9 protein-coding genes and 1 pseudogene are annotated in these 15,576 nt (G+C 71.5%); 7 read left to right on the forward strand and 3 right to left on the reverse strand.

Going from position 1 to position 15,576, the window contains the following annotated elements; genetic code table 11:
- The first annotated feature begins 99 nt into the window (after nucleotides 1–99).
- The 5 genes from AWQ70_RS02775 to AWQ70_RS02795 all read left to right on the forward strand — a co-directional run bounded on the left by AWQ70_RS02775 (nucleotide 100) and on the right by AWQ70_RS02795 (nucleotide 7,580).
- Nucleotides 100–939, forward strand: coding sequence for an amidohydrolase family protein (locus AWQ70_RS02775; RefSeq protein WP_067169641.1), 840 nt, complete (start codon nucleotides 100–102; stop codon nucleotides 937–939).
- A 100-nt stretch (nucleotides 940–1,039) separates the two neighbouring features.
- Nucleotides 1,040–1,750 (forward strand): type 1 glutamine amidotransferase, encoded by a 711-nt coding sequence (locus tag AWQ70_RS02780; RefSeq protein WP_084516459.1) that lies wholly within the window; start codon nucleotides 1,040–1,042, stop codon nucleotides 1,748–1,750.
- Between the two features lie 203 nt (nucleotides 1,751–1,953).
- On the forward strand, nucleotides 1,954–3,882 hold the full coding sequence (locus AWQ70_RS02785) for an APC family permease (protein WP_067169645.1): 1,929 nt from the start codon (nucleotides 1,954–1,956) through the stop codon (nucleotides 3,880–3,882).
- Between the two features lie 357 nt (nucleotides 3,883–4,239).
- On the forward strand, nucleotides 4,240–6,915 hold the full coding sequence (locus AWQ70_RS02790; RefSeq protein ID WP_084516449.1) for a sensor histidine kinase: 2,676 nt from the start codon (nucleotides 4,240–4,242) through the stop codon (nucleotides 6,913–6,915).
- Entirely contained in the window at nucleotides 6,912–7,580 is a 669-nt protein-coding gene (locus AWQ70_RS02795; RefSeq protein ID WP_067169647.1) for a response regulator, read from the forward strand. Before AWQ70_RS02790 ends, AWQ70_RS02795 begins: the two co-directional genes overlap by 4 nt.
- A gap of 117 nt (nucleotides 7,581–7,697) precedes the next feature.
- Here the strand turns inward: AWQ70_RS02795 and AWQ70_RS02800 are convergent, their stop codons facing one another.
- Nucleotides 7,698–8,429, reverse strand: coding sequence for a PP2C family protein-serine/threonine phosphatase (locus tag AWQ70_RS02800; protein WP_067169649.1), 732 nt, complete (start codon nucleotides 8,427–8,429; stop codon nucleotides 7,698–7,700).
- 57 nt (nucleotides 8,430–8,486) lie between these two features.
- Here AWQ70_RS02800 and AWQ70_RS40995 point away from each other — a divergent pair, with 57 nt between their 5' ends.
- Nucleotides 8,487–10,796 carry an HsdM family class I SAM-dependent methyltransferase gene (locus AWQ70_RS40995; RefSeq protein WP_067169651.1) on the forward strand — a complete coding sequence of 770 codons (2,310 nt, stop codon included), beginning with the start codon at nucleotides 8,487–8,489 and terminating at the stop codon, nucleotides 10,794–10,796.
- A gap of 38 nt (nucleotides 10,797–10,834) precedes the next feature.
- Nucleotides 10,835–11,725, forward strand: coding sequence for a serine/threonine-protein kinase (locus AWQ70_RS02810; protein ID WP_067169652.1), 891 nt, complete (start codon nucleotides 10,835–10,837; stop codon nucleotides 11,723–11,725).
- Nucleotides 11,726–12,119: 394 nt separating this feature from the next.
- Here AWQ70_RS02810 and AWQ70_RS41000 read toward each other — a convergent pair whose 3' ends face one another.
- The gene (locus tag AWQ70_RS41000; protein ID WP_067169655.1) at nucleotides 12,120–12,566 is read right to left on the reverse strand and encodes an HNH endonuclease signature motif containing protein; all 447 of its coding nucleotides are present in this window, start codon (nucleotides 12,564–12,566) and stop codon (nucleotides 12,120–12,122) included.
- 1,050 nt (nucleotides 12,567–13,616) lie between these two features.
- Nucleotides 13,617–14,882: pseudogene (locus tag AWQ70_RS42345) on the reverse strand (DUF222 domain-containing protein); the annotation flags it as partial.
- Nucleotides 14,883–15,576: the final 694 nt, after the last annotated feature.

Here is a 15,576-nt window from a genome sequence, read left to right on the forward strand (position 1 = left end):
GAGGGCGGCCGGGCCGTGACCTCGCGATTCTGTTGACACCCGGATGGGGCCGGTCTAGCTTGTCCACGCTTCGCCCGGTTGATCGGCAAAGGAGAGCGTGTGCCCGTCATCGATGCGCATCAGCATTTCTGGAACCTGAGCACGGGGTCCTACCCGTGGCTGACGCCCGACGCGGGACCGATCTACCGGACCTTCGAGCCCGAGGAGCTGATCCCGCAGCTCGCCGAGGCCGGTGTGGACCGCACGGTGCTGGTCCAGGCCATGGACTCCTACGCCGACACCGACGCGATGCTGGCGCAGGCCGACGAGCACGACTTCATCGCCGCCGTGGTCGGATGGGTCCCGCTCAACCGGCCCGACGAGGCGGCGCGGGCCCTGGAGCGGTACGGCAGGCACCCCAGGTTCGCGGGCGTACGCCACCTGATCCACGACGATCCCGACCCGGACTGGGTAGTCCAGGACTCGGTGGTCGAGGGGCTGGGACTGCTCGCGGAGGCCGGCCTGCCGTTCGACGTGGTCGCGGTGCTGCCCCGGCATCTGGAGCACGTGCCCGTGCTCGCCGAGCGGGTGCCCGGCCTGCGCATGGTGATCGACCATCTGGCCAAGCCCCCGATCAGGAAGAAGGGCTGGGAGCCGTGGGCGTCGCTGCTCGCCGCGGCGGCCGAGTGCCCCGGCGTGTACGCCAAGGTCTCTGGGCTCAACACCGCCGCCCACGCCACGACATGGACCGCCGACGACCTGCGGCCGTACGTCGACCACGCGATCGAGGTGTTCGGGCCGGACCGGCTGATGTTCGGCAGCGACTGGCCGGTCGCCCTCCTCGCCGGTGACTACGCGAAGGTGTGGCGGGCGACCGGAGCTCTGCTGGAGGGGTTGCCCGCCGACGCCCGCGCCGCCGTGCTGGGAGGGACGGCGGCCCGCGTCTACGGGATCTCCTGACGCCGGCCCCTGGGTGCCCCACGGCGGGACCGGCGGCACGAGCCGCGGAACGCGGGCCTGACGGATATCGTTTGATAACAAACGATTTTCGGGAGTGTCGATGCGCGCGCTGTTCGTCCAGCAGGACCACGTCTCACCCACGGGGCCGATCGGGGAGCGCTTCGAGCGGCGCGGCTACGAGACGGTGGAGTTCCCCGTGGTCCCGGCCGGGCGTTTCCACGCGCCGGACGTCGAGGTCGTCTTCCCCGACCCGCGCGACTACGACGTGATCGTCCCGATGGGCGCGCCCTGGTCGGTGTACGACGAGGCGACGATCGGGAGCTGGGTCCGCGCCGAGCTGGAGTTCCTGCGGCTCGCCCACGAGTCGGGCGTACCGGTCCTCGGCATCTGCTTCGGCGGTCAGGCCCTGGCGGCCGCGCTCGGAGGGCGGGTCGAGCGCGGCCCCGAGCCCGAAATCGGCTGGCACACGATCGAGACCCGCGCGCCCGGCCTCGTCGAGGCGGGCCCGTGGTTCCAGTGGCACCACGACCGGTGGAGCCCGCCTCCCGGCGCCGACGCCCTCGCCCGGACGGCGGCCGCGCCCCAGGCGTTCACGCTGAGGCGCAGCCTCGCGGTGCAGTTCCATCCCGAACTCACGCTCACCATGCTGGAGGGCTGGCTGGGCAACGGCGGCGGCGACTGGGTGACCGCCCACGGCGGGGACGTCGAGCGCCTGGTCGCGATGACGGAGGAAGAGGAGCCGGCCGCCGTCGCCCGCGCGTACCGGCTGGTCGACCGGTTCCTCGACCAGGTCGCGGCGCGTCCGCGCTGACGGCGGCTCGCGGTTCGACGGAGGGCCGCCGGGGTATGCGTGATCAGGCGTGTGGTCCACACGCGGCCTCCCGCGAGACACCCGTCGCCGTCGTTTGCCGCCCGTCGGCGACCGGCCGGCGCCGGGCCGTACGGGTCCGCGCCGGACGGCCGGGCCGTACGGGCTGACGCGGGTTCGATCGGGGGTACTGCGGGGGTGACCGGTTGGCCGGGTCGGCACGGCGTGGGACGGCCCGTGAGGGGGCGTTCCGGGCATGGCTGCTGCACGGCCTACGGCACGAGGACCTGCGGGCACTGGGGCCGCACGGCCCCCGCTCACCCGAGAAGCAGTACTCCTGGTGGCGCGTCATGTGCCTCACCGGAGTGGACTACTTCTCCAGCCTCGGCTACCAGCCGGGCATCGCCGCGCTGGCGGCCGGCAGCCTCTCTCCGATCGCCACCATCCTGCTCGTCCTGCTGACGCTGCTGGGCGCGCTGCCCGTCTATCGCCGGGTGGCCGTCGAGAGCCCGTACGGCCAGGGCTCGATCGCGATGCTGGAAGGGCTCGCGCCGCGCTGGTGGGGCAAGCTGATCGTGCTGGTCCTGCTCGGCTTCGCGGCCACCGACTTCGTCATCACGATCACGCTCTCGGCGGCCGACGCCACCGCGCACATCCTGGAGAACCCCTTCGTCCCGCGCGCGTTCTCGGGGCAGCACGTCGCGGTCACGCTGTTCCTGCTCGCCCTGCTCTCCGCCGTGTTCCTGATGGGCTTCACCGAGGCCATCGGCATCGCCGTGCTGCTGGTCGGCGTCTATCTGGCCCTGAACGCCGTCGTGGTCGTGACGGCGATCCTGCACATCCTGGCGCACCCGGACCTGTTCGGCGGCTGGCAGCGGGCGCTCACCGCGCGGCACGCCAGTCCTCTGGGACTGCTCGCGGTGTCGGTGCTGGTGATGCCCAGGCTGGCGCTCGGCATGTCGGGGTTCGAGACCGGTGTGGCCGTGATGCCCCTGATCAAGGGCGATCTGGCGGGACGCATCGCGGGGGCCAGGCGGTTGCTGACCACCGCCGCGCTGATCATGAGTGTGTTCCTGATCTGCAGCAGCTTCGCCACGATCATGTTGATCCCGGAGAAGGAGTTCCAGGCGGGGGGCAAGGCCAACGGCCGGGCGCTGGCCTACCTGGCGCACAACTACCTCGGCAACGGCTTCGGCACGCTGTACGACATCAGCACGATCACCATCCTGTGGTTCGCCGGGGCGTCCGCGATGGCCGGCCTGATCAACCTCGTGCCCCGCTACCTGCCCAGGTACGGCATGGCGCCCGACTGGACCGCCGCCGTGCGCCCGCTGGTCCTCGTGTTCACCGTCGTCGCGGTCGCCATCACGCTCGTCTTCGACGCCAACGTGGACGCCCAGGGAGGCGCGTACGCCACCGGCGTGCTGGTGCTGTTCCTGTCCGCGGGCGTCGCGGTCACCGTGGACGCCCACCGGGCGGGCCGCCGGTGGCGGACCTGGATCTTCGGCCTGATCACGCTGGTCCTCGCGTACACGCTGGTGGACAACATCCGCGAGCGTCCCGAAGGTGTGAAGATCGCGTCGCTGTTCATCGCGGCGATCGTCGTGATGTCGCTGATCTCGCGGGCCACGCGGTCCACCGAGCTGCGGGTGTCCGACGTGCGCCTCGACACGCTCGCCCAGGAGTTCATCTCCGAGTCCAGCGGCGAGATCCACCTGATCGCCAACGACCCCCGCCGCCGGGACCAGGCGGAGTACAACGCCAAGCTCCGCGAGCAGTGGTACACGCACCGGCTGCGCAGTGCGGAGCCGGTCATGTTCGTCGAGGTCACCGTGCTCGACGCGTCGCAGTTCCAGAGCGAGCTGCGGGTCAAGGGGGACGTGCGGTACGGCCACCGGATCCTCCGCGTCGAGAGCGCGACGGTGGCGAACGCCCTGGCGGCGCTGCTGCTGTACATCCGGGACCGCACCGGCGAGGTGCCGAACATCTACTTCCAATGGGGCGAGGGGAACCCGATCCTCGCGATGCTGCGCTATCTGGTCTTCGGAGGCGGTGACGTGCCGGGGATGACCCGGGAGGTGCTGCGCGAGGCCGAACCGGATCCGGCGCGCCGCCCCCACGTCCACGTGGGGTGACGGCGTGCCGGGACCGTAGAAATATCATCAACATTCCGGAGAAATGCGTATATAAAGCATCAAGATCGACGAAATGCCGCAAATCTCACGATTTCCTGATAGGGGCAGTCGGCGGAGCCTGACGGGGTGATGCGCCGGGGCCGCGGGCCCCTCCCGTGATCGGCCCGCCGACCACCCGGCGCGTACGGCCCGGCCCGGCCGGGCACGACCTGGACGGGCATGACCTGGACGGGCATGACCTGGACGGGCATGACCTGGACGAGCACGACCCGGCCGAGCACGGCCTCTTGGGGGCGGACCGGCGGCCGACCTGCCGCGGCCTAACCTGGTCGTGGACGGCACGAGGAGATGAGGCACATGGCGCGTGGGCGGCTCCGGATCTATCTCGGTGCCGCTCCCGGAGTCGGAAAGACCTTCGCGATGCTCGGCGAGGGCCGCAGGGCGCTGGAGCGGGGCCGGGACGTCGTCGTCGGGCTCGTCGAGACCCACGGCCGCGCCCGTACGGCCGAGCTGCTCGACGGCATGGAGATCGTCCCCAGGAATGCCCTCGTCTACCGGGGGATGACCGTCGCCGAGCTCGACGTGGACGCCGTCATCGCCCGCGACCCCCGCGTGGTCCTGGTGGACGAGCTCGCGCACACCAACGTGCCGGGCTCGCGCAACGTCAAACGCTGGCAGGACATCGACGAGATCCTCGACGCCGGGATCGACGTCGTCTCGACCGTCAACATCCAGCACCTGGAGTCGCTCAACGACGTCGTCCAGGAGATCACGGGGGTGCCCCAGCGCGAGACCGTCCCCGACGAGGTCGTACGGCGGGCCGACCAGATCGAGCTCGTCGACATGTCGCCCGAGGCGCTGCGCCGCAGGATGGCGCACGGCAACGTCTACCCGCCGGAGAAGGTCGACGCCGCGCTGTCGAACTACTTCCGCGTCGGCAACCTGACCGCCCTGCGCGAGCTGGCCCTGCTCTGGGTCGCCGGAAAGGTCGACGAGCAGCTCGACCGCTACCGCGCCGAGCACGGCATCGCCGGGACGTGGGAGGCCCGCGAACGCGTCGTGGTCGCCCTGACCGGCGGCCCCGAAGGCGACACCCTGGTGCGCCGGGCCACCCGCATCGCCGACAGGAGCAAGGGCGCCGACCTGCTCGCCGTACACGTCACGAGGGCCGACGGGCTGGCCGGGCAGGACCCGGCGAGCCTGGCCAGGCAGCGCGCGCTGGTCGAGAGCGTCGGCGGCACCTACCACCAGGTGGTCGGCGACGACATCCCGCGCGCGCTGCTCGACTTCGCGCGCGGCGTCAACGCCACCCAGCTCGTGCTCGGCGCGTCCCGGCGCGGGCGGCTGGCGCAGGTGTTCTCGCGCGGCGTCGGCGTCACCACCACCGCCATGTCCGGCTCCATCGACGTCCACATGGTGACGCACGAGCAGATCAGCAAGGGCAGGACCAGGAGCTCCCGATCGAGGGCCGCGCTCACCCGCAGGCGACGGCTGGCCGGCTGGGGGCTCGCCGGGCTCGGGATCCCCGGGCTGACCGCACTGCTGGTCGCCTTCCGCGACACGATCACCCTTCCGAGCGAGATCCTGCTCTTCCTGCTCATGGTGGTCGTCGTGGCGCTCGTCGGCGGCATGTGGCCGGCCATCACCGCGGCCGTGGTCGGCTTCGCCCTGCTCAACTGGTACTTCACGCCGCCCCTCTACACGCTGACCATCTACAGCCCGGAGAACCTGTTCGCGCTGGCGATCTACGTGCTGGTCGCGGTCATGGTCAGCGCCGTCGTCGACGTGGCGGCCCGCCGTACGAGAGAGGCGGCCAGGGCGAGCGCGGACGCCGAGGTGCTCTCGACGCTCGCCGGGCATGTGCTGCGCGGCGAGGCGGCCCTGCCGTCCCTGCTCGGCCGGCTCAGGGAGACCTTCGGCCTGACCTCGGTCACCCTCCTCGAACGGCGCGGCGATCGGCAGCCGGCCGCGGGAGACCAGTCCGATCCGGACGCCTGGCGCATCGTCGCCACCACCGGAGGCCCGCCGTGCGCCTGCCCCGGTACGGCCGACACCGACGTGGTCATCGACGACGACCTGGTGCTCACGGCGAGCGGCCGGCTGCTGGACGCGTCCGACCGCAGGGTCCTGGAGGCGTTCGCGGCGGAGGCCGCCATCGCGCTCCGGCAGGAGCGGCTGGAGGAGGAGGCGGAGCAGGCCAGGCCGCTCGCCGAGGCGGACAAGATGCGCACCGCCCTGCTCGCCGCCGTCAGCCACGACCTGCGCACCCCGCTCGCCTCCGCCAGGGCGGCCGTGGAGAGCCTGCGCAACACCGAGATCGACTGGACGGAGGAGGACCGCGCCGAACTTCTGGCCACCGCCGACGAGTCGCTGCTCAAACTGGACCGGCTGGTGGCGAACCTGCTCGACATGAGCCGTCTCCAGGCGGGGGCGCTCGGGCTCGCGATGCAGCCGACCGCCCTGGAGGACGTCGTGCCCCGGGCGATCGACGATCTCGGCCCCCTCTGGGACCGTATCGATGGGGACATCTCGGTCGAACTTCCCGAGATCCAGGCCGATCCCGCCCTGCTGGAACGAGTACTGGCCAATTTGATGGCCAACGCCGTCCGCTACAGCCCCCCGGAGGAGAAGGTGCTCGTCACCGCCAGCGGACACGGCGGCCACGTGGAGATCAGAGTCGTCGATCGCGGCCCCGGCATCCCCCCGGAGGCCCATGATCGGGTCTTTCTGCCCTTCCAGCGCCTCGGCGACCGGGACAACCATACGGGCGTCGGGCTCGGGCTGGCCCTCTCGCGCGGCCTGACCGAGGCCATGGGTGGCACCCTGGTGCCTGAGGAGACGCCCGGAGGAGGACTCACCATGACCGTCACCCTGCCCATCTCGTGGGACACGGCCGCCGAGTACACCCCGGGCCGCGACCGCGACGCCCCCTTCAGCGCCGACGGTGACACGCCCGCCGAGTACACCGCGGGCCGCGACCGCGACGCCTCCTTCAGCGCGGACGGCGACACGCCCGCCGCGGAGCGCCGATGACCAAGATCCTGATCGTCGACGACGAACCGCAGATCCTTCGGGCGCTGCGCATCAACTTCGCCGCCCGGCACTACGAGGTGGCCGTGGCGGCCGACGGCGGCTCCGCGCTCCGCCAGGCCGCCGACTGGCATCCCGATCTCGTCGTACTCGACCTGGGCCTGCCCGACATCGAGGGCATCGACGTGATCCACGGCCTGCGCGGGTGGAGCCAGGTGCCGATCATCGTGCTCACCGGCCGCGCCGGCAGCGCCGACGCGGTGAGCGCCCTCGACGCGGGAGCCGACGACTACGTCACCAAACCGTTCGGCCTGGACGAGCTGCTCGCCCGGGTACGCGCCGCCACCCGCCGCGCCGCCGTACACCAGGCCGAGGCCCCCGTGGTGCGGATCGGCGACCATACGGTCGACCTCGCCGACAAGACGATCTCCGGCGGCGTACGGCTCACCCCGACGGAATGGCACCTGCTGGAGATCCTGCTGCGCAACCCCGAGAAGCTGGTCAGCCAGCGCCAGATGCTCACCGAGGTGTGGGGGGCCACATACGTGACGGCGACGCACTATCTCCGGCAGTACATGGCGCAGTTGCGCCGCAAACTGGAGCGGGACCCGGCCCACCCCGTGCATCTGATCACCGAGCCCGGGATGGGCTACCGCTTCCGCCCCTGAATGGGGTGCCGGTGCGTGGCCGGGGACGTCCGAGGGGACGGTCGGCCGGGCTCGGCCGGACCTCGCCGCGTGCTGTCCTCGGCGGATCCCCTGCCTCGCCCGGCCGGGCCGTACGAGTCAGGCCGGGACGGCCTCGATGTCGGCGACGATGACGCTGATGTTGTCCGGGCCGCCCGCCTCGTTGGCCAGCTCGATGAACTGGCGCACCGCTTCCTCGCGATCGCCGACCGTGGTGAGCACGCGGTGCAGCGTCTCCGGATCGAGCACCGCGGTCAGGCCGTCCGAGCAGAGCAGATAGCGGTCACCGGGGTGGGCCCCGCGGAGCGAGAGGTCGGGGTCGGCCAGACCGCTCGTCTCCACCGCCCGCAACAAGAGGGACCGGTTGGGATGCTTGGCCGCCTGATCAGGGCTCATCCGGCCGTCGTCCACCAGTGACTGGACAAGCGTGTGATCGCGCGTGATCTGGTACAGGGCGCCGTCACGCAGCATGTACGCCCGCGAGTCGCCCACGTGCGCCAGCGCGAAGCGCGAGCCGTCCCACAGCATCGCGGTGATGGTGGTGCCCATCCGCTCAAGGGCCGGGTCGCGGACCGCCAGGTCTCGTAACCTGCGGCTGGCCTCCTGCACCGCGTCATCGAGGGCGGCGACCGCGTCCTCGGGGAACGGCCCCTCTTCCAGGAGGGCGAGGGCGGTTATCGCCGCGGCGCTGGCCACCTCTCCGTTACCGTGACCACCCATCCCGTCCGCGATGGCGAGCAGTCTCTCGCCGGCGTGAAACGAGTCCTCGTTCTTCTTCCGGGAACGGCCGACGTCGGATCCCGCGGCGTAGCGAAGTCGGTTGTGCGTCATGCTTTTGAGTAAAGCACTGGTTGAATGACTTCACAAGCTCCAGCTAAGCTGGCCGTCATGAGCCACGACGCCACAGTGAACGCGGGCGACATCGCCCGCCTAGCCGACGTCGGGAGGGCCGCGGTGAGCAACTGGCGCCGTCGGTATGACGACTTTCCGCAGCCGGTCGGGGGCACCGCGTCCAGCCCGCTGTTCTCCCTGCCCGAAATCGAGGAGTGGCTGCGCAAGAACGGCAAATCCTTCGAGGTGTCGTTGGGCGACCGCGTCTGGCAGGGGCTCAGGGCCGCCGTGGACGATCTCCGGCTCGGCGAGCTGGCGGGCTTCGCGGGGGCGTTCCTTCTCTACGTGCTCCGCGACCCCGACGGCTGGCGTCGGATCGCCGCCGCCCCCGATCTCGTCGTACGGCTTCCGCGCGAGGTGGCGTCGGCGACGCCCGATCTGCCGGTCCGGCCGGGAACGGTCCTGGAAGACGCGCAACTGATCCGCTGGATCGCCGACCTGTCCGCGCTCCACGGGCCGGCCACCGCGTTCGAGTTCGTGTGCGAGCGCTATGTCGAGGCGCACACCCGGCGGCTCGCGGTCACGCGGGGCGAGGTGGCGGCGCTGATGGGGCGGCTCGCGCGGCAGTCCTGCCCCGCGGGAGGCGTGGTCCTCGATCCCGCCGTAGGTGTGGGAACGCTCCTGCTGTCCGTCTCCGACACCGCCGTCCTCGACGGCGGCCCGCCCGGTGTCCCGCCGGCACGGGATGCCGGCGTTCCCGACGGCGTGCCCGGCGTTCCGCCGGTACGCCTGCTCGGCCAGGAGATCAACGAGACGTCCGCTCTGCTCGCCTCGCTGCGGCTCCTGCTGCGCGGCGCGGACGCGCGCGTCGTGGCGGGAGACTCGCTGCGGCACGACGGCTTCGTGGGCCGGCGAGCGGACGTCGTGCTGTGCGACCCGCCGTTCAACGAGCGGGCGTGGGGCCACGAGGAGCTGATCGGCGATCCGCGCTGGGACTACGGCGTGCCGCCTCGCGGCGAGCCGGAGCTGGCCTGGGTCCAGCACTGCCTCGCGCACGCGCGTCCGGGAGGCCTGGTCGCGATCCTGATGCCCGCCGCCGCCGCCGCGCGGCGTTCCGGCCGGCGGATCCGCGCCAACCTGCTGCGTGCCGGCGCCTTGCGCGCCGTCATCACCCTGTCCGCTGCCGGACCGGATCTCTGGCTGCTGCGCCGGCCCCATGCCGGGGAGCCTTCCCCGGCATCGATCCTGCTCGCCGACGCGTCCGACGACCTCTCGATCGTGGAGTCGGCATGGCGGGCCTACCTCGCCGACACCGCCCACGGCGGCACGGCACGCGCCGAAGCGGAGGCCGATGTTCCTGTCCGGCCCGGAGCCGCCGGGTCGGAGCGGAGGGGATCGGGGCGCACGGGGTCGAAGCGCACAGGGTCGGGGCGCACGGGGTTGGAGCGCACCGGGCCGGTGGCCGCCGCCGACAGCGGGTCCGCGCCCTCGGTGCCCGCCGGGACACCCGGAGAAGGGCCCGGGCCGTACGTGCCGGAGGGGGCCGGGGCGTGGCGGCCGGCCGACGCGCTCGGCCCCGCGCGTGGCGGCGCCGGAGCGGACGCCGATGACGGCCGGGTCGAGAGGGCGGGCGGCGAGCTGCCGCGCTCCGCCCGGATCGTGCGGATCATCGACCTGCTCGACGACGAGGTGGACGTGAGCCCGGCCCGGCACGTCTCCTCACGAAGCGACCCTCATCGTTATCCCGCCGCCGGACGACGGCTCCGGGACCTCGCCGAGTCGCTGGCCGAGGCCGCCGGAGCGCTGCCCGAGCTGGAGGTGCTGTCCGGCCGATCCGGCCTCCCCACGACCGCTATCACCGATCTGGTCAAAGCCGGCATGGTGACGATCCGGCATTCGGTGCTGAAGGCGGCCGAAAGGGGGGATCTCGGCGTGCTGACCGCCGACGACCTGGAGCGGGGCGGGCCGCCGTCCGGTCGCACCGCCAACGTGCCGGGCCTCGTGACGGTGGCGGCCGGAGACGTGGTGGCCTCCCCGACCGCCGTGCGCGTGATCGAACAGTCGGGCGCCGTGCTCGGCCCGCAGCTCTCGCTGTATCGGGTGGACCGCTCTCGGCTCGACGCGGACTTCCTCGCCGGCTTCCTCCGGTACGCGGCCGTCAGGGTCCATCCCGGAGCCAGCCGCGTCGACGTGCGCCGGGCCCGCCTCCCGCGGCTCCCACTCACGGAGCAGCAGGCGTACGGCGCGGCCTTCCGGCGGCTCGCCGCTCTTGAGGACGCGATCAGGGAAGCGGCCGAGGCGGGCGAGGCGCTGATCCGGCTCGGGTTGGAGGGGCTGGTTGACGGCCGTCTACGACCGCGCGCGTGAAGGTGTAGCTTTTCCCGAAAGGTCGACGGGAGGGGCGGATGGTCATCGGCGACCGGTATGAGCTGGACGACCTTCCCCTCGGCCAGGGCGGCATGGGGGCCGTCTACGGCGGCCACGACAGGCGCCTCGACCGCAAGGTGGCGGTGAAGTTCCTCCGCTTCCCCGGCGGTCACGACGAGGAGCTGGAGCGCCGGTTCATCCGCGAGGCACGCATTCTCGCGCGGCTGGAGCATCCGGGCGCGCCCGTCCTCTATGACTTCGGCACGTATGATCAGCGCCTCTTCCAGGTGATGCAGTTCATCGAGGGCGTCACGGTCGCCGACCTGGTCAGCGAGCACGGGCCGCTTCCTGTCCCGTGGGCCGCCGCGATCGCCGCCCAGGCGTGCGCGGTGCTGACGGCGGCGCACGCGCTGTCCATCTGCCACCGTGACCTCAAGCCGACGAACCTCATGCTCTGCCCCGACGGCAGCGTCAAGGTCCTCGACTTCGGCCTGGCGATGGTGCGCGAGTCGGACGGCGCCCAGTTCACCCGTGTCGGCCAGATCCTGGGCACTCCCGCGTACATGTCGCCCGAGCAGATCCAGCGCGGTGTCGCCGGGCCGAAGAGCGATCTCTACGCTCTCGGTTGCGTCCTGCACGAGATGCTGACCGGGAAACCGCTGTTCACCGGCCCGACCGAGTACGCCGTGTTCGACAAGCAGGTGAAGGAACAGCCGCCGTCGGTGCCCGACGTCCCGGCCGAGCTCGACCGGCTGATCGCCGAACTGCTGGAGAAGCAGCCGGAGAACCGCCCCGCCGATGCCGCCACGCTGTACGAGCGACTGCAGCCTTTCGCCGTTGACCTGCCCATGCTGCCGGGCTTCCTGCACTCGCCGTCCGTGCCGAGCCCCGGCCGCATGTACGCCCGCATGGTAGGCCGGGTTCTCTGACCACTCCCTCGGCCCGCTCGCGGCCGTCTTGGGTGCACAACCGGCCGTCCCGTCCCTGCGGCGGTGCGGTCCTGAGTCGGGCGGCCTCGTTCCCTTACGTCCCCAGTCGCCGTGAGGTCGCGTATCGACCGCGAGGGCTGCGCGCGGCGGTACGCGGGTGGCGGCGTCGGAGCGGCGCCGCGAACCGCGGGGCTCGACGCGGCCGCCCGTCGTGGTCCCCCGGCGTGACGTAGGAACCCGGCGGCGAAGCGCCCTTTTCGGTCAGACCCCCCACTACCTGATCCCAACCCGCGGGTATCTCCCGTCACCTGATCCGCCCCATCCTTATCTCCCGCCACCTGATCTCAACCCGCGGGACTTCGCTGGGGGTCTCCAGGGGGAGTGGGTCTCCCGATCAGTTGTGGGTGGTCGGGCGTGGGCCGAGGTAGGCGAAGGCCCAGCGGTCCTTTCCGGCGCGGTAGAGGCGGTAGCGCTCTGGGTGCCGGTAGCGGTCGCGGTTGTGGAACTGGCAGGTGGGTGCGAGTTTGTCCAGGTCGGTCGTGCCGCCGTCGCTCCAGTTGTCGATGTGGTCGGTCTGGCACAGGTGGGCGGGCAGCGGGCAGTCGTCGACGACGCATGTGGTGTAGCGGGCGAGGATGGCTCGGCGTTGTGCTGGGATAGCGCGGCGGACTTTGCGGCCCATGTCCAGGATCTGGCTGTCGGCGTTCATGACGAGACGGGCCAGGGTGGAGGTGTGGGCCAGGCGGTGGATGTCGGGGGCCGGGAGGAACTGGCCGGTGGCCAGCAGCAGTCCGGGGAGTCTGCGGCCGGACAGCAGCCCCGCGGGCAGCGCCCACGCCACCGGCGGTTCATCGGCTGGAGGCTGGTCTGTCAGCGAGTCCGCGTCTGCTGATGCTTTGAGGGGTGCTTCGCCTCCTTCGGGCGCGGCGAAGCGCCCCGCGCCCGGCTCTGGCTTGGCTGACGGTGAGGTGCCCGGCGCTGCTGGGGCCGGTGGCGGCGTGTTCGGCAGCGGCTCCGCTGACGCTGATGCGCCTGGCGCTGCTGCGGCCGGTGATGGCGTGTTCGGCAGCGGCTCCGCTGATGGTGAGATGCCCGGCGTGGGTGCGCCCGGTGGTGGCGTGTTCGGCAGCGGTTCCGCCGACCGTGACGTGCTTGATGGTGGTGGCGTGTCCGAGGGGCGTTCGGGCGACGGCGGCATGTCGTCGGGTGACGGGGACTGCGCGGCGGCGGGTTGCCCCACGGCTGTGCCGACGGGACGGGAGTCACCGGATGAGGGCATCGCGGATGCACGCCTGTCTCGGGCTGCTCCTGTCGTTGCCCGCTCCGGGGACCGTGTCTCGGCCGTCTTCCCGGTCGGGTGCGGGCGGCCTGCGCGCGGGGCAGCGGAGGCGGTGCCGGTCGCGTTCGGGGTGGCGGTGCTGGTCGTGTGTTGGGTGGCTTCCTGGGGGCCGACAGGCCGGTTGGCCGGATTTGGGCGGTCTGGGCGAGTGGTGGAGGTGGTGCCGGTCCCGTTCGTGGCGGCGGTGCTGGTCGAGTGCGGGGCGGGCGTCGGTGGGGGAACCGGCTGCGCGGCCTCCCCGCCGGCAGGGCGCGAGGGGGCCGAGCGTGGACGGGGCGACTGGGAAGCCGCAGGAGCCTCCGAAGGAGAAGCGGTCGTGGTGGCGGATTCGGGGCCGGTGGAGCGTGCGGCGGCCCTGTTCTCTACACCGGGCTCGGGATCGGGGGCGGGATCGGCTGGGTGTGAGACAGGGCAGTCCCCTACCCCTACCCCAGGCCCGGGCCCGGGGTCGGGAGCGGTGGGGCGTGCGGTCGGCCGGTCGCCCTCAGCAGGGACAGGGTCATCCGGCAGCGAACCGGCGTTCACCAACACGAGAAGCTCGGTGGCAACCTGCTGCTCCAGCAAAGCGATCAACACATCCGCGTTACGCACCCGAAGCGGCCGATCATCCCCCACAGCCCTGGGCTTGGCATACGCATCCAGCAACGCCCGCAACCGCGCCCCCGCCTCACGCGGAAGACGGAACTCCCCCTCAAGCCCACCCGAGGAACTCTCCCTGACCAACAAAAACCGCCGCCGATAATCCGCGTCCGCCTCATCCTCAGCGCCATCGGGATTCAGCACCGCATGCAGATAACGACCAGCACGAGCCACCTCAGCAGGAGTCGCCCGATCCGCCAGCGACACCAAAATCGGCTCGGCCAGCCTCGCCTGCTCATCGGTCAACCGGCCGGTAGCCGCGCAGATCGCCGTCACCTGCCCCTCCGACAAGCTCCCCTGGGCGAACCGCTCACCCACCACCGGCAACCGCTCCAACTCCGTAGCCAAAGCGACCAGCCGACCGGCACCCGAGGCCGTCATCCCCGCCCCGCCGCGCAGCCACGTCTTGGTCGAGGCATGCCCGTACGCCCTGGCCTCACCCACCGCATGCACCCGCCGCACCCGCGCGGCGATCGCCGCCGTCAGCCGATCACGCGCGAACAGAAGATCCTGCGCCTCGGCCAGGCACACCCCCGCAGACTCCGGCAGCGACATCACCGCCAGCGCGGAGGCCGACTCCCGGACCGACGCCACCAACGGCCATGACACCTGACGCGGGCCTGTCGCACCGCCACCTCCCGGACCACCGCATCCCGCGGCGCTGCCGGCGCGGCCGGCCATATCGTCCCCGGAACCGGCCGCGCGGGAGCTGTCCTCATCGGAGCCAGGCAAGCCCCCGCCCCGGCCAGGAACGCGGCCCTCCTCGACAGCACGACCAAAGACATCCACGGAATGGCAGCCATCCGTTGAATCGGAGGCACAACCGGAACCGGAAGCATCGGTGGAATCGCAGGCACAGGCGGCCTCCGAGCCAACGGTTGTATCGAAACCGCCGTCCGTTGAATCGGAGGCACAAGCGGAAGCGGAAGCGTAAGCGGAATCGGCCGGGACGCCGGGGACGATCCCAGCAAGGCCGGGGAAACCGCCAGGGGCGGGAGCGAAGAAGCTGTCGAGCGCGTCATCGAGAGCGAGCGCCGACGTTCCGTCCGAAGCGCGAGCGGCGTGAGCGGCTCCCAGCGTGGCCACGTGATCCCACCACGCCTCGTCACACGGCCCTTCGACCGGGCGGCGTGACGGCTTTTCGGTCGAGAACTCGAACGACCCGAATGACTGCTTCATCTTCACCTCCTCCACTCATCCATCCGAACTCCTGCACGAATTATTGCATCCCGAGACCAGGCGATTGGCGAGTTTTCCACAGGGGGTTGCTGGTGATGTGGCGCTATTTATCCCTTTTGCTCTTGCTCTTTGTTCGGTGGCGGCCTGGTTGGCTGGAGTGGGCCGCCGTCGAGTGCGCGATGGGCTCGAATGGACCAATGAGTCGCAAACTGGGGCGCTTTTCGGCTTGACCGTAATGTCGCCTGACGGTTTTCGAGCTTGCGGATCTTCCCGTCGCTCTTGTTGAGCCTTCCGTCGGGTGGTCAACTCCTCGCACCCCTCCCACTCCGCCATCCGCACAGCACCGTTCAACCCCCGCCGCCTCCATGGCCGTATGGACGGCATAGGCGGTGACATAGCCCTGGGCGGTGCGGGCGGTGCGGGCGGTGCGGAGTGGCGCGAGACCTGGATCGCAGGGTGCCAGGAGGAATCCCGGACCCTGGGTTGTCAGGGGCGGACGCCGGGCGGTGGCGTGGGGTGGGACCCCCAGGCCGTGGGGTGTCAGGGGCAGTTGCCCAGCGGTGGGGGTGCGGGGAAGGAGGCCCTGGGCGGTGGGGTGCGGGGAAGGAGGCCCTGGGCGGTGGGGTGCGAGGGGTGATGTCCTGCGGTGGGTGTGGGGGACTCCCGGACCGTGGGGGTGCGAGGGGCGCATGCC

This window comes from Microtetraspora niveoalba, assembly GCF_001570405.1.
In the GTDB taxonomy this organism is placed as follows: domain Bacteria; phylum Actinomycetota; class Actinomycetes; order Streptosporangiales; family Streptosporangiaceae; genus Microtetraspora; species Microtetraspora niveoalba.